This window comes from Pseudomonas sp. Q11 (assembly GCF_024494355.1).
GTDB classification, from domain to species: Bacteria; Pseudomonadota; Gammaproteobacteria; order Pseudomonadales; family Pseudomonadaceae; genus Aquipseudomonas; species Aquipseudomonas hefeiensis.
In genome coordinates this window covers 75495-95165 of sequence record NZ_JAKNQY010000012.1, presented here as the reverse complement: position 1 = coordinate 95165, position 19671 = coordinate 75495, and the positions used below count along the sequence as shown (strand labels likewise).

Below are 19671 nucleotides of genomic sequence, written 5' to 3'. Positions count from 1 at the left end.
TTGCTTATGGCGTTCAAAGCCATTTTCCAAAGACTACACTGCATCCATGAATCGCTATCTACGGTTTTGCCTGATTTTCCTGATTAGCCTTGCGCTTCCCCTCAGTGGGATGGCGGGCATTCAGGTATCGACAGAGCCGTGCCCAATGGAAGGTGTGGGCATGACGATGATGGATGACGTGGGGGCGGACTGCTGTCAGGATCAGAAGAGTCTCTCCGAGCACGGTAAGCCGTGTAAGCCAGGTCAAGAGTGCAAGACCGGGGGCATGTTGCAGGTCTCAGTGATTAAGACGCCTGTCATCTTGTCCCACCCTGTTGTCATTTCCTCCTCCAGCGATTTTTCGCCCGTACCGACCCCGTCAGGGGTATGGCGTCCGCCGCGGGTTTGATTCCTGTCCCTTGTTGAGCCTCATTCCGCGTTAGCGGGATGGCCTTGTTGCGCCTGGCTTTCAGCATGCGCAATGGATGATCACAGGAATCTTAAGCATGAACTCCAAGTGCTACCGCACGGGCTGGTCTTTAATGGTCGGCCTAGCGACAAGCCTATTGGCTTTGCCGAGCTTGGCCGCACCGCTGACCCTCGATGAAGCATTACGGCTTGCCGAAAACACGGCTCCATCGCTGAACGCGCAAGACTCAAAAATCCAGGCTGCTGCCAGTGCAGCTATTCCCGCCGGCGAACTACCCGAGCCGAAGCTGATTCTCGGGCTGCAAAACTTCCCCATTAGTGGACCGAGTCGGGGACGTATCGACGATGATTTCATGACCATGCAATTGGCTGGTATCAAGCAGGAAGTGCCCAACAGCTACAAGCGCAAAGCGCGCATCGAGGTCGCTGGTGCGGGCATCGATCGTGCGACAGCAGAGCGCCGAATAGAGCGTCTGAATGTACGACTGTCCACGGCCATGGCCTGGATCCGCAGTTACTCCGTTGAGCGCAAAGACGCGCTGTTTCAGGAGTTCTACAAAGAGAATCGTCTGCTAAACGATACTGTTCGGGCCGAGATTGCCAGCGGTCGGGCACAGCCGGCTGATGCAGTCACACCTAAACAAGAAGCGGCGCAGTTGGAGGAGCAACAGGACGATCTGATTCGCCAGAGAACCCAAGCCCGGGCCGCTCTCAAACGCTGGATTGGACCAGCGGCCAATGAAAAGCCTGCGGGTAGCTTGGTGGATTGGCCCGTCGATACCTCGGGTTACGTCCATCGCCTGCATAAGCATCCGAAGCTGGCGGCGTTTGAGCCAATGACCCGAGAAGCGCAAGCCAAGGTTCACGAGGCCGAGTCAGAGAAGCATTCTGACTGGAGCTGGGAGGTTGATTACCAGCATAGGGCTCGTGAATTCGGCGACATGGTCAGCGTGCAATTCACGTTTGATCTTCCACTGTTCCCAGATTCACGCCAGAACCCAAAGATTGCCGCCAAGTACGCCGAGCTCAATCAGATTGAAGCTGAGCGCGAAGCTGCGTTGCGCGAACACAACCAAGAGCTGGAGGACGAGCTCGCCAACTATGAGCGCCAGAATCGTGCGGTTCGACGTAGTAAGGAAAGCCTGGTGCCACTGGCCAAGGAAAAGGTCGAGCTCAGCATGGCCAGCTATCGCGCCGGAAAGGGCGATTTAGGTTCAGTTCTCACTGCCCGCCGCGAATTTATCGAAGCCCGTCTCAAGCAAATTGATGTTGAAGAACAGCAGGCGCTCACCAGCGCTCGCCTCTACTTAGCCTATGGGGAGTCCACTCAATGAGTTCTACCATCTGGAAGGTGCTCTTGCTGGTGGGGGTCTCGACGGCCTTTGGTGCAGCCGGCGGCTACTGGATACCTATAAAACGAACGGAGGGGATGCAAGACACACCCGCCCAACCGGGGCCGAAAGGTTCAGAAGATCGAAAGGCGTTGTATTGGTATGACCCCATGTATCCCCAGCAAAAGTTCGATAAGCCAGGCAAGTCACCTTTTATGGACATGCAACTGGTCCCCCAATACGCCGATGGTGGAGGGGACAGTGCCTCGGTTCACATTGATCCAAGCCTGACCCAAAACTTCGGTATGCGGCTGGCCACTGTCAGTCGAGGCGTGTTGGCTTCAAGTCTGGATGTGGTCGGTGTCTTGGCGTTCAACGAGCGAGATATCGCCGTCGTTCAATCCCGGACTGCGGGTTTTGTAGAGCGCGTCTATGCTCGAGCACCTGGTGACGTGCTCAAGGCGAATGCCGCATTGGCGGATATTCTGGTTCCGGAATGGGCGGGCGCGCAGGAAGAGTTTCTCGCACTCAAACGCAATGGCGATGCTGGCTTGCTGGCTGCGGCGCGCCAGCGATTGAGGCTCACCGGGATGCCGGCAGCATTAATCGCCCAAGTAGAGCGCAGTGGCACAGTCCAGCTGAACTTGACCCTCACCACCCCCATTGACGGTGTGCTGCAAGAGCTGAATGTACGCGAAGGTATGACGATTGCGGCTGGCGAAACGTTGGCCCGCGTCAACGGTTTGAGCAATGTCTGGATGGACGTGGCCGTCCCGGAGGCTGAGGCCGGATCGATCGTAACAGGGCAAGTGGTCCACGCGCATTTCCCGGCATTTCCCGGGGTGACGATCAAGGGCACCGTCAGCACGATTCTTCCGGACACAAATCCAGACAGCCGTACACTTCGCGTGCGCATCGAGCTACCCAACCCAGACGGACACCTCAGGCCAGGATTGACCGCACAAGTCAGCATCAGTCACTCAACGGAGCAGAGTGTCTTGTGGGTTCCCAGTGAAGCAGTCATTCGCACGGGGCGGCGAGCTTTGGTGATGCTTGCAGAAAAGGCTGGTCGTTACCGTCCGGTAGAAGTGCAGCCAGGGCAGGACAACGACGGCAAAACAGCAATATTGAAAGGCTTGGAGGGAGGGCAGCAGGTGGTGTCCTCCGGCCAGTTCCTGATCGACTCGGAAGCCAGTCTCAAGGGCATCGTCGCAAACTCGTTGGAAATGTCGGTGCCAAGTGCAACTACGCCTGCGTTGCATGAGGCGCACGGTCAGGTCTTAGGCATCAACGACAAAGAGATCAAGCTCGCTCATGGCCCGTTCCATACATTGGGTATGCCGGGTATGACCATGATCTTTCCACTCGCCCACTCGAGTCTGATGCAGGGCATCAAGACTGGCGATAAGGTTCGATTCGCCGTTAGCCAGAACGATGACGGCTTGCATGTTGAACGATTGGAAAAATCGGGAGACCAGCCATGATTGCCGCGCTGATTCGGTGGTCGGTGACCAACCGTTTGCTGGTGCTGCTGGCGACACTGTTCATCACCGCGTGGGGGGTCTGGTCGGTTCAAAGTACGCCTATTGATGCACTCCCGGATCTTTCGGATGTACAAGTCATCATCCGCACCCCTTACCCAGGACAAGCACCGCAGATTGTTGAGAATCAGGTGACCTACCCATTGGCCACCACCATGCTCTCGGTGCCCGGTGCCAAGACTGTTCGTGGTTATTCCTTCTTCGGCGACAGTTTTGTGTATGTGCTGTTCGAAGATGGCACTGACCTGTATTGGGCTCGCTCGCGGGTCTTGGAATACCTGAGTCAAATACAAAGCCGCTTGCCCGCCAGCGCCAAACCGGCGCTTGGACCTGATGCGACCGGGGTGGGTTGGATTTTCCAATACGCATTGGTCGATCGTAGTGGTGGGCATGACCTGTCGCAGTTGCGTGCCTTGCAGGACTGGTTCCTCAAATTCGAACTCAAGACCTTACCCAACGTCGCGGAAGTGGCCACCGTGGGGGGCATGGTCAAGCAGTATCAGGTTCAGCTCGATCCGCTGAAGATGACCAGCTTGGGCATCACACAAGTAGAAGTGACCGACGCAATCGGTAAGGCGAACCAGGAGGCCGGCGGAGCCGTACTCGAGTTGGCGGAGACGGAATTCATCGTGCGCGCATCCGGTTACTTGAAGACACTCAATGATTTTCGAGCCATTCCGCTCAAGCTGGGTATGGGTAATGTGCCCGTCACCCTGGGTGAGGTGGCCACGATCCAGTTGGGCCCGGAAATGCGTCGCGGCATCTCCGAGCTTGACGGCGAAGGCGAGGTGGTTGGCGGTGTGGTGATTTTGCGCAGCGGCAAGAATGCTCGCGAGACCATTGCGGCGGTCAAAGCCAAGCTCGAAGAGCTGAAAAGCAGTCTGCCGAAGGGCGTGGAAATCGTCACCACTTACGACCGCAGCAAACTGATTGATCGAGCGGTGGAAAATCTCAGCCGCAAGTTGCTTGAAGAATTCCTCGTGGTTGCGCTGGTCTGTGGGATCTTCCTCTGGCACCTGCGTTCATCGTTGGTGGCGATCATCTCGTTGCCGGTGGGTGTGCTGATAGCTTTCATCGTCATGCGCTACCAAGGGATTAACGCTAACATCATGTCCTTGGGCGGGATTGCCATCGCCATCGGCGCTATGGTCGATGCCGCGGTGGTGATGATCGAGAATGCCCATAAAAAAATCGAGGCTTGGTACGTGGCCCATCCTGGGCAGGAACTCAAAGGCGAGGAGCACTGGCGTGTGATGACTGACGCCGCGGCTGAGGTCGGCCCCGCGTTGTTCTTCTGCTTGTTGATCATCACCCTGTCCTTCATTCCGGTGTTCACGCTCGAGGCACAAGAGGGTCGCCTGTTCGGTCCGTTAGCGTTCACTAAAACCTATGCCATGGCTGCAGCGGCAGGGTTGTCTGTGACCTTGGTACCGATACTGATGGGCTATTGGATTCGCGGGCGAATCCCTGATGAAAAGCGTAACCCCTTAAACCGCTGGCTGATCCTTATCTATGAACCAGCCTTGGACGCGGTACTGCGTTGGCCGAAAGCCACAATACTGGCTGCGACGCTCGTTTTCTTGAGTGTGTTGTGGCCCATCTCCCGTCTCGGGGGTGAGTTTCTTCCACCTCTGGACGAGGGCGATTTGCTCTATATGCCATCGGCGCTACCAGGGCTGTCCGTACAGAAAGCCTCACAGCTTTTGCAGCAGACTGACCGGCTGATCAAGACAGTACCTGAGGTTGAACACGTCTTCGGTAAAGCTGGTCGAGCTGAAACTGCTACGGACCCGGCACCCTTGGAGATGTTTGAAACCACCATTGAGTTCAAACCGCATGATCAGTGGCGCCCAGGCATGACTCAGGAAAAACTCGTGGAAGAGCTTGATCGGGTCGTACGCGTTCCGGGTTTGACCAACCTCTGGATTCCGCCAATTCGCAACCGTATCGACATGTTGGCCACTGGTATCAAGAGCCCGATCGGAGTGAAAGTTGCCGGCACCCATCTGATGGATATTGATGCGGTCACACAGGCTATCGAGAAAGTGGCAAAGGGCGTGCCTGGTGTCAGTTCGGCCTTGGCCGAGCGGCTGACCGGTGGCCGCTATATCGACGTGGATATCGACCGTACGGCCGCGGCTCGCTACGGAATGAATATCGCTGATGTGCAGGCCATTGTGGCGGGCGCTATTGGCGGTGAAAACGTGGGAGAAGTCATTGAGGGTCTCGCTCGCTTTCCAATCAGCGTTCGTTATCCACGTGAGTGGCGTGACTCACCCGGTGCCTTGGAGCAATTGCCGATCAATACTCCAATGGGCGCTCAGATCACCCTTGGCATGGTAGCGAAGGTCAAGGTTAACGACGGCCCGCCCATGCTCAAGAGCGAAAATGCACGCCCTTCGGGCTGGGTGTACATCGACGTACGTGGACGGGACATAGCCTCTGTTGTGGCTGATCTTCGACAAACGGTGAACGAGCAGGTCAAGTTGCAGCCAGGCATGAGTCTGGCTTACTCGGGACAGTTCGAGTTTCTGGAGCGCGCTAATGCGCGCCTCAAGCTGGTTGTGCCTGCCACGCTGTTGATCATCTTCGTACTGCTTTACCTCACCTTCACGCGCTTCGATGAGGCGCTGTTGATCATGGCCACCTTGCCTTTCGCTCTATCGGGAGGGGCATGGTTCCTTTATCTCTTGGGTTTCAATCTGTCAGTGGCGACCGGGGTGGGTTTTATTGCCTTGGCCGGTGTGTCCGCTGAGTTTGGCGTGATCATGCTGCTGTATCTGAAGAACGCCTGGGCTGAAAGTCAAAGTGCCGGTGATGGCTCTGAACGCGGACTGGTTGCTGCGATTCGAGAGGGCGCCGTACAGCGTGTTCGTCCCAAGGCAATGACGGTGGCAGTCATCATTGCTGGTCTGTTACCCATTCTGCTGGGTAGTGGTACCGGCAGTGAAGTGATGAGCCGAATTGCAGCGCCGATGGTCGGCGGAATGGTCACAGCTCCCTTGCTTTCCCTCTTTGTAATTCCGGCGGCTTATCGCTTGATGCGGCGCCGTCATCTACCCGCTGCACCCGTCACCCATGAAGGATAATCGTATGAAATTGACGCTGATTGCAGTGGTAACAATGGAAGCAGGATTTCATCGGTTGAGGAATTGATTTATGGATCGTCTATCTACGTTGCTGTCTCGATTTGGCGTTCGTGCGAACCTTTTTTACAACGACAGGCTGTGTGGGGCACAGACTTACAGTGGAGCTGATCAGCGTGGTCATATCCACCTGTTGCGGGCAGGTACAGTGACGGTGCAAGGCGTTGAGAAACGCAATACGATACTTACCAAACCCAGTTTGATATTCCTGCCACGACCGTGTCAGTACCTTTTGTTCGCCCAGGAATTCGACGGCGCTCAGCTTCTCTGCGCTTCGATGGAGTTTGAAGGCGGCATCGACAACCCACTGTCAGCCTCTCTGCCGGACATGCTGGTTTTGCCTTTGGACGAATTACCATTGTTGGCCACGACACTGACGTGGATGTTCGAGGAGGCGGCTGAGGGACATTGTGGTAAGGAAGCCGTCATCAATCGGCTGTTCGAGTTGCTGGTTATATTGTTGTTCCGGCATCTGCTGGATCAGAATCAATTGCAAACAGGTGTGATGGCAGGGTTAGCGGACCCGCGGCTTGCACACTCGCTGGTGAGCGTCCATGACGCTCCCCACCACCCTTGGTCAATCGCGGAGATGGCGGACAAATCTAACATGTCGCGTTCCGCGTATGCGGCGCATTTCCGAACCATCATAGGACAAACACCGGCAGAGTATTTGTTGAGCTGGCGTGTCAGCCTGGCTCAGAAGCTATTACGAGAAGGTCGGGCTATTAATTTGATCGCGGCTGATGTGGGTTATGACAGCCCATCGGCTCTGGCACGTGCATTTCGCAGAAAAACAGGAGTCAGTCCCCGTGAATGGACTAAAGCGCTGACGGTACATGATGAACATGGTTGAAGATTTTTTCTGAGAGATAGCGGTCTATGAGCCTCTCACGAACCATGGCCTGAGTACGACTCGCACTCAGGCCATTGAAGGGGGCATCAATTATTTGGAGCGGCGTTCAAGCTCAACTAGCGAATGCCCTGCCACGAAAATCGAGGCTGCTAACAATCCAATGTCTTTGAGCAGAAATTGACCTGGCGCAATGGTGATGGCCGGAAAACCAAGTCCGGGTTCGAACACGCCCGGAGTTGACAACATAAAGCTTACGGTCGTCACAAACAAACCGGCAGATAGAGCTCCCCCCAGGACGGAGAGTTTCGGAGACAAGAAGCGGCCCAGTATCAGTGCGCCAATGGACACCTCCAGAATACCCAGCAAACTGGAGAACGTGTCGATACTGAAAATCTTGTACACCCAACCTAGCAGCGGGCTGTTGCCCACCAATGGAACTAAACCTTGCGCTTCATAGTGGGTAAATTTCATACCTCCGAACCAGAAATAGATCACCGCCAGGGCGAAATAAATGCCAAAAATGCCTAGGTTCATTGTAGTAGCACCTAGTGAATGTTTCTGAGCCTCGCCGTCCACTTTGTGATTTGCAGCAGTCAGAGTTTTCATGAGATTGATATTCCAAATAGCGGGTAACGGATTGGGCATGACGTCAGCCTGGAGTTGCTGTTGCTGGCTGCCCGCATGTCGTTCTGAAATCCAACAATTTAGCGCGTTGGGGGTGTAGAAATTGTTACCTTTTAGTGGAAGTTGATGTGCTCCGAACGTGCAGTGTTTGGTGCAGATCGTCTCGAACAGCATGTTTTTAGCCAGATCATGATTGGGCGGACATGAATGAAAACCCCCTCGCCACAGGCTAACCCTGTTCCCGGTCCAAACAGTTCTGCCCGGCAGGTAGCCCATATGTCCCGGAACCTCTCCACACAATCCCCTTAACGGAACGCCCTTTCCTGCCGATACCCTGATGAGCCCGTTTTCTCCGGCGTTTCGGCGCGCAGAAATGGCTCGCGCTATGCGCCACACCGGGTGGTGACACGGCGTTCGTTGTTTTGCCATTGGGTGCATCTTTTTACTTGCCTGGACATCCTCGATGCTGGCGTACCACCAAAAAAGTTTTCTGATCGTCGATGATTTCTCGGATTTCCGCAGTTCCGTCCGGTCCATGTTGCGTGAGCTGGGCGTCAAGGACGTGGACACCGCTGACACCGGTGAAGTGGCGCTGCGCATGTGCTCGCAGAAGCGCTATGACTTCATCTTGCAGGATTATCACCTGGGCGACGGCCGCAAGAACGGTCAGCAGGTGCTGGAAGACCTGATGGTCGAGAAGCTGATCAGCCATGAAAGTGTGTTTCTCATGGTGACGGCTGAAAGCAGTCAGGCGATGGTGCTCAGTGCCCTGGAGCATGAGCCTGATGCGTACCTGACCAAGCCGTTCAATCGCTCGGGGCTGGCTCAGCGGCTGGAACGGCTGGAGCAGCGCAAGACCCTGCTCAAACCGATCCTGCAAGCCCTGGATCGCGGCAAGCCGATGGAAGTGCTCAATGCCTGTATCGCCCTGTGCAAGCAGGATCCGCGCTACGGGCCGTTGTGTCTGCGTTATCGGGCCGATGCGCTGCGGGAGCTGAATCAGAACGAAGCCCTTGAGCGTCTGTACAACACCATCCTGGCTGACCGTCCTTTGCCGTGGGCCTATGCGGGGCTGGGGAAGTTGTTGTTCAAGCGCGGCCAGGTCGGCCAGGCCAAGGACGTGTATGAGAAGGCCTTGAAAGTCTTCCCGATGATGCCGGCGTTGTATGACGGCATGGCTGAAGTGCTGGTGGCCGAAGGCGATACGAAGCAGGCGCAACACGTGCTGGAAGAGGCGGTTCGTCTGTCGCCCCTGGCGGTGCGTCGACAGTCGCTGCTGGGCAAGCTGGCGATGACCAACGAAGATTTCGAGACCGCGTCCAAGGCCTATCGCCAGGCGGTGGGGCAGGGCGCGCAGTCGCGCTTCAAGGACCCGGAAAGCAACCTCGGCCTGGCCCATGCGCTGATCAGCAAAGGCAGCGAAAAAGGCCTGGATACCCGCACCCGGCTGGAAATCAACACCACCCTCAGCGCCGTGGCCAAGGAAAATATCAACGATCCCGGGTTGCAGGTGCGTGCGCGATTGATGAAGGCCACGAGCCTGCTGCTCAACGATGCCGAAACCGCCGAAAAGCTCACCGAGCAGGCCTTGCAGCGCCTCGACGGCATGGAGCAGTTCATGAGCGCCGAAGCCGCGTTGCTGGTGGCCAAGCAACTACAAATGCTTGGCCAGACCAGTGCCGGCGAGTCGATGCTCAAGAACTGCGCGGAAATCTATGGTGATGATCCGACGGTGATGCAAGGCATCGCCAAGCTGACCGACGATCCGAACATTCTCAATCAAGGCAATGCCGCCGCCGAGCTGAACCGTGAAGGTGTGCGCGTCTACAAGACCGGCGCGTTGCCCGAGGCGCGAGAGCTGTTCCGTCGAGCCCTGAAGATGCAACCGAAGAACATCAGCATTGCTTTGAACATGGCGCAGTCACTGTTGCATGGCACCGATACCAGCGTGGAGTCGGAGTTGCTGCAGGAGTGTCGCGCCTGCCTGAAACTGGTGGGCATGATGCCCGACACCGATGCGCGTTTTACGCGTTATCAGAAACTGCGAAGCAAGGCATTTGGCGATGAATGACAGCGAACAGGCTCTCGATTTTTCCACGGTGATCGCGTCTACCGTGCACGACATGAAAAACTCCCTGGCCTTGCTCATGCAGGCTCATACCCAGTGGCTTGAGCGTTTGCCCGACCCCGAGCGGCAGACGTCGGAGCAGGGCGTCATGGAGTTCGAGTTCGCCCACCTCAATGGCCTGCTGGTGCAGTTGCTGGGGTTGTACAAGCTGGGGGTCAACCAGTTGCCGCTGCATCCGGCCTATCACGAGCTGGATGACTTTATCGAGGCGCAACTGGCCGGTCATCAAGACGTGTTCCGCAGTCGCGGGCTCATGGTCACCTACGATGTCGACCCGCTGAGCCCCCTGGGGTTTTTCGATCGAGAGCTGATTGCGTCGGTGCTTGATAACAGCATCAACAATGCCATCCGCCACGCGCGCCAGGCGTTGCTGATCAGTGCGAGCGACGAGGCCGGGCAACTGGTGCTGACTATCAATGACGACGGCGAAGGCTATCCGGCCGAGATGATCGAGCGTCAGGCCGAGTATGTGCAGGGCATCAATCACAGCAGCGGCAGCACCGGGCTGGGCTTGTATTTCGCTGCGCGGATCGCCGGGTTGCATCAACGTGGCGGCGTGAGCGGGCGGACCGAGATTGCCAATGGCGGGGCGTTGGGCGGGGGCGTATTCCGGATTTATCTGCCCTGAACCTGCCCGGCACCAATTGCCCTACCAACACAAAACCCCTGTGGGAGCGAGCCTGCTCGCGATAGCGGTGTATCAGTCAACTCAGCATCGGCTGACCCGACGCCATCGCGAGCAGGCTCGCTCCCACCCAGTATTCCAGGGCTTGTTGTTTATTGTCTTGGGCCGCTTGATATTCCGAACACCCGAAGCCTATTTTGTACGGGTCGCCGTTCGCGGCTCGCACATAAACAAGGATTGCGTCATGACGACCGATGGCCAGTGTTCACTCGCGCAGCGACTGACGGGCATTGATGAGATTGAGTGTGTCACCCCGGATTTGAATGGGGTGCCACGAGGCAAGGTGATGACCGCCGAGGGCTTCCTCGAGGGGCGGCGGTTGCAGATGGCGCGGGGTGTGCTGTTGCAATGCATCATGGGCGGTTATCCGCCGTCGCGTTTTTATGGCAGCGACGACGGTGACCTGGCGCTGGTGGCCGATCTGAAACAGATCCACCGGCTGCCCTGGAGCGAACAGCCGCGCGCCTTGGCGATTTGCGACGCCGATGAGCTGACCGGTGAAAGCTCCCGGCTCTCCACGCGCGGTCAGCTCAAACACGTTATTGCTCGTTATGCAGCCCTTGGCCTGGCACCCGTGGTGGCGACCGAGCTGGAATTTTTTGTATTCGCGCCCAACCCGGACCCGACCCAACCGTTCCAGCCGCCCATGGGCCTGGACGGACGCCGTGAAGACGGTCACTCGGCGTTCAGCATCAGTTCCAATAATGGCTTGCGACCGTTTTTCAAAGAGGTTTATGCATGCATGGCGGCGCTGGGCTTGCCCCGCGATACCTTCATGCATGAAATGGGCGTGAGCCAGTTCGAGATCAATCTGCTTCACGGCGATCCTTTGTTGCTGGCCGACCAGACGTTCCTGTTCAAGCACCTGCTCAAGGAAGTCGCCCTCAAGCACGGCCTGACCGTGGTCTGCATGGCCAAGCCCCTGGCCCATACGCCGGGCAGTTCGATGCATATTCATCAGAGCATCGTCGAGCTGGGCAGCGGTCGCAATGTGTTCAGCGACGAAGCGGGGGAGCCGACGGCGGCCTTCCGGCATTTCATTGGTGGGCAGCAGGCCGGCATGGCGGATTTCACTGCGCTGTTCGCGCCGAACGTGAATTCCTACCAACGCCTGTGTCATCCCTATGCGTCACCGAACAATGCCTGTTGGTCCCATGACAATCGTTCGGCCGGGTTGCGGATTCCCGCCAGTTCGCCGGCGGCCCGTCGGGTCGAGAACCGCTTGCCGGGTGCCGATGCCAACCCGTACCTGGCGATTGCCGCGAGCCTTGCAGCGGGGCTTTATGGCATCGAAAACCGCCTGGAGCCGAGCGCCGCGATCCAGGGCGAATTCCAGGTGCCGGATAATCTTTCGCTGCCATGTACCTTGCATGCTGCCCTGGAACGTCTGAAGCGTAGTCATCTGGCGAAGGAACTGTTCGGCACGGAGTTCATCGAAGGCTACATCGCTTCGAAGACCATGGAGCTGACCAGCTTCTTTGATGAAATTACTCCCTGGGAGCGGCGTGTTCTAGCGGCCCAGGCATAACCAAACGTCGCATTCGGGCTATCTTCTAAATAGCCCGTACTCATCTCAAGGAGCCGCTCGGAACGCCGATGCGCCAAATCTGGAAACCTTTTCGAGCGCTGTATTTCTCCTCGCTGATGATGTTGATCGGCTCGGGCCTGCTGAGCACCTACCTGGCTCTGCGTCTGGCCGCCGACAATGTCGACAGCCTGTGGGTCGGTGCGCTGATGGCCGCCAACTATTTCGGCCTGGTGCTGGGCGGCAAGATCGGCCACCGGCTGATTGCCCGCGTTGGGCACATCCGGGCTTATTCGGCCTGTGCCGGGATTGTCGGTGCGGCGGTGCTGGGCCATGGCCTGGTGGATTGGCTGCCAGCCTGGATCGTGCTGCGGGTGATTGTCGGCCTGGGCATGATGTGTCAGTACATGGTGATCGAGAGCTGGCTCAACGAGCAGGCCGAGGCCAAGCAGCGTGGCGTGGTATTCAGTGGCTACATGATCGCCTCCTACCTGGGCCTGGTGCTGGGCCAGTTGATTCTGGTCATGCACCCGTCCCTGGGGCTTGAGCTGCTGATGCTGGTGGCGCTGTGCTTCGCCTTGTGTCTGGTGCCGGTGACACTGACCCGACGAATTCACCCGGCCGCGCTGCATCCGGCGCCCATGGAACCGCGCTTTTTCATCAAGCGAGTGCCGCAGTCATTGAGTACGGTACTGGGCTCGGGGCTGATTGTCGGCTCGTTCTATGGCCTGGCGCCGCTGTACGCTTCTCAGCAGGGGCTGTCGACCGAGCAGGTTGGTCTGTTCATGGGTAGCTGCATCTTTGCCGGATTGCTGGTTCAGTGGCCCTTGGGCTGGCTGTCCGATCGATATGACCGGGCACTGCTGATCCGCTGCTTTGCGCTGGTGCTGACGGTCTGTGCGCTGCCCTTGGCGATCCTGCCGACGGTGCCACTGGAGGTGCTGTTCGTCGCGGGGTTCTTCTGTTCGCTGGTGCAGTTCTGCCTGTATCCGTTGGCGGTGGCGTTTTCCAACGACCACGTCGAAGCTGATCGAAGGGTATCCCTGACCGCAATGCTACTGGTGACCTATGGGATTGGCGCCAGTATCGGGCCGCTGGTGGCGGGGGTGCTGATGAAGATGTTCGGCAGCCAGATGCTCTATGCCTTTTTTGCCTTCTTCGCCCTGATGCTGGTGTGGAGGATCCGGCCGAAGGCGGTGACCAACCTGCATCAGGTCGACGACGCACCGCTGCATCACGTGGCGATGCCGGACAGCATGTCCAGTTCGCCTCTGGTGGCGTGCCTCGATCCTCGGGTGGACGAACAAGTGGTGCAGGAACAAATGCATGTCGATCCTGTGCCGACGGAAGAACCGGCCGACGAAGAACCTGTCATGGAGGAAGCTGCCGCCGAAGAGGCGAGCGACGAGCCGCCGACTCCCGATTTCACTCAGGCCAGACCTTGAGTGGGTCGGGGATAAAGGCCTGAGGCAGAGAGAGGGGATCGGAGCGCGGGCTGATTGCGCCGGACAGGTAGACCGAGGCGCTTCCCAATCGCGAGCAGGCTCGCTCCCACAGTTGATCTGCGGTGGATACAACATTCCAGTTCGCAGCAGATCCAATGTGGGAGCGAGCCTGCTCGCGATGAAGTCAGCCCAAACGCAGCGGCTCTCAGGTCAGAGGCGTGTAAATCAGGCATAAAAAACGGGCAGTCACCGCAAGGGACTGCCCGTTTTTTACATGTCGAAAATCAGAGGTCGTCTTTGTCGAAGCGACGGGCTTCGCGCTGCAGCTGGTAAACGAAACGCTCAACCTGCCGTTGCACCAGGCCGCTGACGTTGTGGAAGCGCACGCCGGCGAAGGTGGTGTTGATCCTTTCTTCGAAATGCAGATAGCGCAGTTCGACTGGTGCGGTCATGTTGCCGAAGGGCAATGCCGCGATAAAACGCTCGTAGACCTGGCCCAATTGCAGGCGCGCGGTAATGTCTCCTTCGAAGCGCAACTTGCAGCCTGTGGCGGAAATATCCAGCAGCTTACCGTCAACCGGCGACTTGAGTTTGTCGCCGCCCAGCTCGACGCTTATCAGTTGAGCCAGCTTGAGGGCAGCGCGGAAGGCATTGCGACGTTGGTGGTAAACCACTTCTTCGGGTAAGGCGCCGCGATAGCAGCGACCGTCGCTGGACTCATTGATGGTCAAGGGGCCGTTGCTTTCCCAGGCGATGCGCACGCCATCATGAAAACCCTCGACACGAAACGGTTCGCCCGCCAGCAGGAAACGTTCACCGTCCCGAGGGATCATTTCGTCCAGGGCGATGGTGTTGCGCTCCCGGTCGACGTCGACCAGATAGCTCTGGAAGCGCTGGCTGCGCTCGTGGAAGGTGATGATCAGCGGGTCATGGCTGTCTTGCAGCATCCGCAGGTTGCCGGAAATTTCCAGGGGTGTGGCGAGAACCTTGGGGGGCTGCGGAGCATCATCCGCGTTTGAGGCATTGAACACGGTGGGTCAATCTCCAGGCAAAATACGACGAGTGGCCAGCATTTTGCCAGCATGTGTCGCGCGTTGATAGAGCGCCGGCACTGTTCGTTTCATGCCTGGCTGAGCGGGCGGTGCTTGACCATCTTGGCGGTCGAACCGCGAGCGTCATAGAGCGTCGGAATTTCACCGCCGTTGAGGATGCGCAACTGGTTGGCGGTGGCGGCTTGCTGAACCTGGATCGACTGTCCGTTGCGAGTGTTGGCAGCCTGGCATTGAGCGAGCAGGTCGTTGAGCACTTCGCTTTGGGTCAACAGTTGATCGCCAACCGACGACTGGCTGGCCAGTTGCTCAAGGCCGCCGCGATTGGCGGGCAGATTGAGGCTGGCGAGGATCTCGCTGCGCTTGCGGCCATGCTGATCGAGCAGAATGATCAATGCCTGTTTCTGCGCCAGAATATTCTCCAGCGACGGCATGTCGCGACCATGCAATGCCAGGGACTCGGCCTGCAATAACTCCAGCAATTGTTGCGCCGGGGCAAAGTCGTCGGTGATCAGTTGCAACAAATTAGTGTCGTGCATGGCTGGCCTTGGGGTCTTAAGCGTCCAAAAGCCTGGCGCAGGCGGTGGCCTAGCGCTGGGCTTCGAAGTTGAGCAGTTTGCTGGCTACACGGTTGCTGTCGACTTTATAGCTGCCATCGGCGATTGCTGCTTTCAACTCGGCCACGCGGGCGTTGTCGACGACAGGTTGATCGCGCAGCTTGTCAGTGACCTTCTGCAACTGCTGAGCCTCATTGCTGAGGTGTACCGACTCCCCGTTGCTGACAGTGGCGGCTTGTTCGGCCGGCGCGGATTTGTCGGTTTCGACGGTTTCCTTGCTGGCGTTAGGGCGCGTGGTGCCTGTTAGCGGCGAAGAGCTGTTTAAACGATTGAAATCGATGACCATGGTAAAAAACCTCTGGGTATTTGGACGCTTGCCATGTTTTCGGCCATCCCCCAAAAAACTTTAGGCTCATTTATTCAATGAACGTGCGCACGTCTGCGCTTGCCTTTGCGTAAGGCACAGTCTAGGGAACACCGTGGGCAAGCGCCAGCTCTCTACCCATTTCCAACCGATCGCTACATAGCCACTTCCACATGGCCGGGGGCCATTACCTGCGCCTTGATAACACGTTGGGAATTAAGGTTTCTCACTCGAATCTGTTCACGCATGCCACCGTTGGACAACGCCTCGCCTGGCATCCGCACGGCCAGGGTGCCGCTGCGGGCGGTGATGACCACCTGATCGCCCTTGCGGACCACTTCGGCTTGTTCCAGATGGACCAGGGTAACGATCTGGTCGGCGACCATTGGTCGGACAAGTTTCTGGCCGATGGCTCGATCGACAGAGGTCAGGAAACCCTGGTTGATCTGGCTGACATCCCGTTCACGCAGCGTCACGTCCTGAGGCTCGACGATCCCGGCCCGCTTGAGCGGACGGGTGGTGGTGACGATTTCGCGAAACAGGCGCACTTGAGCGGGCACGAACACCGTCCAGGGCGCGGCGCTGTCGCAGCGCAGCTTCACCGTGACCCGCCCCAGTGGTCTGCCCGGGCTCTCCAGTGAGGCAGTCAATTCCCTGTCACACATGGGCATGCGCAGGCGCGGGTCGAGCTGGTTGACTTCGATTTCGTAGCGCCCTTCGGTTTGACTGGTTGCCAGGTAGTCTTCTACGGTGAATTCAAGAAAGCCCTGAGTGACGCCGATAAGGAGATCAGGCAAGGTAACGGGAACAGCACCAAAGGCAGGGCCGCCCAAAGTGAGCAGGCAGGCAGCCAGCAGTGCACCAAGCCAGTGGCGGCAGTGAGTGGTCAGGCGTCGAAAAAATGTCGTTTGTGCGTTCATGCCGGTTCAATAGCAAGCCCCGTGCCGTTTAGTGATGAATGCACGTCGGACACATTAGCGTTAGGTAGGAGTCAGGGCATGGCGGGAGTAATGGATTCGGTAAACCAGCGAACTCAGCTGGTCGGTCAGAATCGCCTGGAGCTGTTGTTGTTCCGTCTCGACGGCCAGCAAATGTACGGGATTAACGTATTCAAGGTCCGCGAGGTGCTCCAGTGCCCGAAGCTGACCCTGATGCCCAAGTCCAACCCCGTGGTGTGCGGTGTGGCCAATATCCGCGGAGCGACCATCCCGATTCTCGATCTGGCGATGGCGACCGGTTCGGGGCGGTTGCTGGATCAGAGCAATCCGTTCGTGATCATCACCGAGTACAACACCAAGACCCAGGGCTTCCTGGTGCGCTCGGTGGAGCGCATCGTCAACATGAACTGGGAAGAGATCCATCCGCCACCCAAGGGCACCGGCCGCGATCACTACCTCACCGCGGTGACTCGAGTCGATAATCAGTTGGTGGAAATCATCGACGTGGAGAAAATCCTCGCCGAAGTGGCGCCGACCCCGGAAACGATTTCCGTGGGTGTGATTGACGCCGAAACCCAGCACAAGGCGATTTCGCTGCGGGTACTGACCGTCGATGATTCTTCGGTGGCACGTAAGCAGGTGACCCGTTGTCTACAAACGGTCGGTGTCGAAGTGGTGGCGTTAAACGACGGACGCCAGGCCCTGGATTACCTGCGCAAGCTGGTGGAAGAAGGCAAGAAGCCGGAAGAGGAGTTTCTGATGATGATCTCCGACATTGAAATGCCGGAGATGGACGGGTACACCCTGACGTCGGAAATCCGCAACGACCCGCGCATGCAAAAGCTGCATATTGTCTTGCACACCTCGTTGTCCGGTGTTTTCAATCAGGCGATGGTCAAGAAGGTGGGGGCCGATGATTTCCTGGCCAAGTTCCGGCCCGATGACCTGGCTTCCCGGGTAGTCGAGCGCATCAAGGCAGCAGAATAAAGGTCGGGCGCGTTGTGCGCCCGGCAAATCAATACGATGAAAGAGGCGGTATCTTGTCTACGGGTAATTTGGATTTCGAACAGTTCCGGGTCTTCCTGGAAAAAGCCTGTGGCATTTTGCTTGGTGAAAACAAGCAATACCTGGTGTCGAGCCGTCTCAATAAATTGATGGAGCAACAGGGCCTGAAATCGTTGGGCGAACTGGTCCAGCGCATCCAGACCCAGCCGCGCAGCGGTTTGCGTGAGATGGTCGTGGATGCCATGACCACCAACGAAACCTTGTGGTTTCGCGACACCTATCCGTTTGAAGTGTTGAAGAACAGGGTGCTGCCGGCGGCCATCAAGGCCAGTCCGGGGCAACGCTTGCGGATCTGGTCGGCGGCCTGTTCGTCGGGGCAGGAACCCTATTCGCTGTCGATGTCCATCGATGAGTTCGAGCGGACCAATATCGGCCAGCTGAAAATGGGCGTGCAAATTGTCGCCACCGATCTGTCGGGGACCATGCTCAATAACTGCAAGACCGGCGAGTACGACAGTCTGGCCATCGGTCGCGGCCTTTCGCCTGATCGCCTGCAACGCTACTTCGACCCCAAAGGACCGGGGCGCTGGGTGGTCAAGGCGCCGATCAAGAACCGTGTGGAATTCCGCTCGTTCAACCTGTTGGACAGCTACGCCAGCCTCGGCAAGTTCGACATCGTGTTCTGCCGCAACGTGCTGATCTACTTCTCTGCCGAAGTGAAAAAAGACATCTTGCTGCGCATCCACAGCACGCTGAAACCGGGCGGCTACCTGTTCCTCGGCGCCTCCGAGGCATTGAACGGGTTGCCGGACCACTACCAGATGGTGCAGTGCAGCCCCGGGATCATCTATCAGGCGAAGTGATTTGCTTGGGTTGTCATAAAAGCGGGAGTCCTCAAAGGCTCCCGTTTTTTTATGTCTGTCAGTTCACCATCGTCCTCTGTGGGAGCGAGCCTGCTCGCGATAGCGGCGTGTCAGTCGCCATTCATCTTCAATGATGAACCGCCATCGCGAGCAGGCTCGCTCCCACAATGGGATCTGATCAACGCCTGAGAAGCGGCAGAAAAGCGGCAGCCAGCGGAAACCGATTGCCGCTTTTCTGGCATTGCCGCCTTGCCGATGCCCGCAAAGCCCCGGTTTCTGGGCTTTTTGAAAGTGGCACGACGCTTGCTATGTCCATCGTACGTAAATTCTGGTCACCCGAAGGTTTCCAACATGAGCATCAGTTTCGATAAAGCGCTCGGTATCCACGAAAAGGCCCTGAGCTTCCGCGCCCAGCGTGCTGAAGTCCTGGCCAACAACATCGCCAACGCCGACACCCCGAACTTCAAGGCTCGGGACCTGGACTTCTCCAAAGTGCTCGCCGAGCAGAGCGAGAAGACCAAGAACGGCCACTTCGCCCTGAACATGACCAACAGCCGTCATATCGAAGCCGAAGGCCTGGGCAATAGCGATGAATCGCTGATGTACCGCACGCCGATGCAGCCTTCGATCGACCAGAACACCGTGGACGCTCAACTGGAACAGTCCAACTACACGGAAAACTCCGTGAACTTCCAGGCCAGCTTCACCCTGCTCAATAGCAAATTCAAAGGGCTGGTATCGGCCCTGCGCGGAGAGTAAGTCATGTCGATTGCGAGCGTATTCAACATTGCTGGCAGCGCCATGAGTGCCCAGACCACGCGTCTGAACACCGTCGCCAGTAACATCGCCAACGCCGAGACCGTTTCGTCGAGCATCGACCAGACCTACCGTGCCCGTCACCCGGTGTTCGCCACCATGTTCCAGGGCGGCCAATCCGGCGGCAGCGACTCGCTGTTCCAGGAGCAGGACGCCGCAGGGCAGGGTGTGCAGGTGCTCGGCGTGGTCGAAGACCAGAGCAACCTCGACGCACGCTACGAGCCGAACCATCCGGCCGCCGACGCCAAGGGCTATGTCTATTACCCGAATGTGAACGTCGTCGAAGAAATGGCCGACATGATTTCCGCCAGTCGTTCGTTCCAGACCAACGTCGAAATGATGAACACCGCCAAAACCATGATGCAGAAGGTCCTGACCCTCGGTCAGTGATAA

18 protein-coding genes are annotated in these 19671 nt (G+C 57.7%); 13 read left to right on the top strand and 5 right to left on the bottom strand.

The window, feature by feature from the left end:
- Positions 1-46: 46 nt before the first annotated feature.
- From MA884_RS14600 to MA884_RS14580, 5 genes are all read left to right on the top strand, one after another.
- Positions 47-388 carry a hypothetical protein gene (locus MA884_RS14600; protein WP_256231183.1) on the top strand — a complete coding sequence of 114 codons (342 nt, stop codon included), beginning with the start codon at positions 47-49 and terminating at the stop codon, positions 386-388.
- 97 nt (positions 389-485) lie between these two features.
- On the top strand, positions 486-1742 hold the full coding sequence (locus MA884_RS14595; protein WP_256231182.1) for a TolC family protein: 1257 nt from the start codon (positions 486-488) through the stop codon (positions 1740-1742).
- Positions 1739-3223 (top strand): efflux RND transporter periplasmic adaptor subunit, encoded by a 1485-nt coding sequence (locus tag MA884_RS14590; RefSeq protein WP_256231181.1) that lies wholly within the window; start codon positions 1739-1741, stop codon positions 3221-3223. Before MA884_RS14595 ends, MA884_RS14590 begins: the two co-directional genes overlap by 4 nt.
- Positions 3220-6369 carry an efflux RND transporter permease subunit gene (locus MA884_RS14585; RefSeq protein ID WP_256231180.1) on the top strand — a complete coding sequence of 1050 codons (3150 nt, stop codon included), beginning with the start codon at positions 3220-3222 and terminating at the stop codon, positions 6367-6369. The genes MA884_RS14590 and MA884_RS14585 overlap by 4 nt, the downstream gene beginning before the upstream one ends.
- 70 nt (positions 6370-6439) lie before the next feature.
- Entirely contained in the window at positions 6440-7279 is an 840-nt protein-coding gene (locus MA884_RS14580) for an AraC family transcriptional regulator (protein ID WP_256231179.1), read from the top strand.
- Positions 7280-7369: 90 nt separating this feature from the next.
- On the opposite strand, the gene MA884_RS14575 is transcribed toward MA884_RS14580, so the two are convergent.
- A complete protein-coding gene (locus MA884_RS14575) occupies positions 7370-7885 on the bottom strand; it encodes a YkgB family protein (protein ID WP_256231252.1) in 516 nt (171 codons plus the stop codon).
- A 481-nt stretch (positions 7886-8366) separates the two neighbouring features.
- Between MA884_RS14575 and MA884_RS14570 the strand changes: the two genes are divergently transcribed.
- From MA884_RS14570 to MA884_RS14555, 4 genes are all read left to right on the top strand, one after another.
- Positions 8367-9974, top strand: a complete 1608-nt coding sequence (locus tag MA884_RS14570; RefSeq protein ID WP_256231178.1) for a response regulator — start codon at positions 8367-8369, stop codon at positions 9972-9974.
- On the top strand, positions 9967-10659 hold the full coding sequence (locus MA884_RS14565; RefSeq protein WP_256231177.1) for a sensor histidine kinase KdpD: 693 nt from the start codon (positions 9967-9969) through the stop codon (positions 10657-10659). The genes MA884_RS14570 and MA884_RS14565 overlap by 8 nt, the downstream gene beginning before the upstream one ends.
- Before the next feature lie 343 nt (positions 10660-11002).
- Positions 11003-12244: a glutamine synthetase family protein gene (locus MA884_RS14560; protein WP_256231251.1), complete on the top strand. Its 1242-nt coding sequence runs from the start codon at positions 11003-11005 to the stop codon at positions 12242-12244.
- Positions 12245-12312: 68 nt separating this feature from the next.
- Positions 12313-13686: an MFS transporter gene (locus tag MA884_RS14555; RefSeq protein ID WP_256231176.1), complete on the top strand. Its 1374-nt coding sequence runs from the start codon at positions 12313-12315 to the stop codon at positions 13684-13686.
- A 284-nt stretch (positions 13687-13970) separates the two neighbouring features.
- Here MA884_RS14555 and MA884_RS14550 read toward each other — a convergent pair whose 3' ends face one another.
- The 4 genes from MA884_RS14550 to flgA form a co-directional block, all read right to left on the bottom strand.
- Positions 13971-14717 carry a flagellar brake protein gene (locus tag MA884_RS14550; RefSeq protein WP_256231175.1) on the bottom strand — a complete coding sequence of 249 codons (747 nt, stop codon included), beginning with the start codon at positions 14715-14717 and terminating at the stop codon, positions 13971-13973.
- Positions 14718-14806: 89 nt separating this feature from the next.
- The gene (locus MA884_RS14545; RefSeq protein ID WP_256231174.1) at positions 14807-15274 is read right to left on the bottom strand and encodes a flagella synthesis protein FlgN; all 468 of its coding nucleotides are present in this window, start codon (positions 15272-15274) and stop codon (positions 14807-14809) included.
- A 49-nt stretch (positions 15275-15323) separates the two neighbouring features.
- Positions 15324-15638: a flagellar biosynthesis anti-sigma factor FlgM gene (flgM, locus tag MA884_RS14540; protein WP_047228762.1), complete on the bottom strand. Its 315-nt coding sequence runs from the start codon at positions 15636-15638 to the stop codon at positions 15324-15326.
- A 173-nt stretch (positions 15639-15811) separates the two neighbouring features.
- Complete coding sequence (gene flgA / locus MA884_RS14535; protein WP_256231173.1) at positions 15812-16576, bottom strand: flagellar basal body P-ring formation chaperone FlgA; 765 nt, start codon at positions 16574-16576, stop codon at positions 15812-15814.
- A 78-nt stretch (positions 16577-16654) separates the two neighbouring features.
- On the opposite strand from flgA, the gene MA884_RS14530 reads away from it, so the two are divergent.
- The 4 genes from MA884_RS14530 (at position 16655) to flgC (ending at position 19668) form a co-directional block, all read left to right on the top strand.
- Entirely contained in the window at positions 16655-17581 is a 927-nt protein-coding gene (locus MA884_RS14530; RefSeq protein ID WP_256231172.1) for a chemotaxis protein CheV, read from the top strand.
- Between the two features lie 53 nt (positions 17582-17634).
- Positions 17635-18462 carry a protein-glutamate O-methyltransferase CheR gene (gene cheR, locus MA884_RS14525; protein WP_092392907.1) on the top strand — a complete coding sequence of 276 codons (828 nt, stop codon included), beginning with the start codon at positions 17635-17637 and terminating at the stop codon, positions 18460-18462.
- 351 nt (positions 18463-18813) lie between these two features.
- Positions 18814-19221: a flagellar basal body rod protein FlgB gene (gene flgB, locus MA884_RS14520; RefSeq protein WP_256231171.1), complete on the top strand. Its 408-nt coding sequence runs from the start codon at positions 18814-18816 to the stop codon at positions 19219-19221.
- A gap of 3 nt (positions 19222-19224) precedes the next feature.
- Positions 19225-19668, top strand: a complete 444-nt coding sequence (gene flgC / locus MA884_RS14515; protein ID WP_014339780.1) for a flagellar basal body rod protein FlgC — start codon at positions 19225-19227, stop codon at positions 19666-19668.
- Positions 19669-19671: the final 3 nt, after the last annotated feature.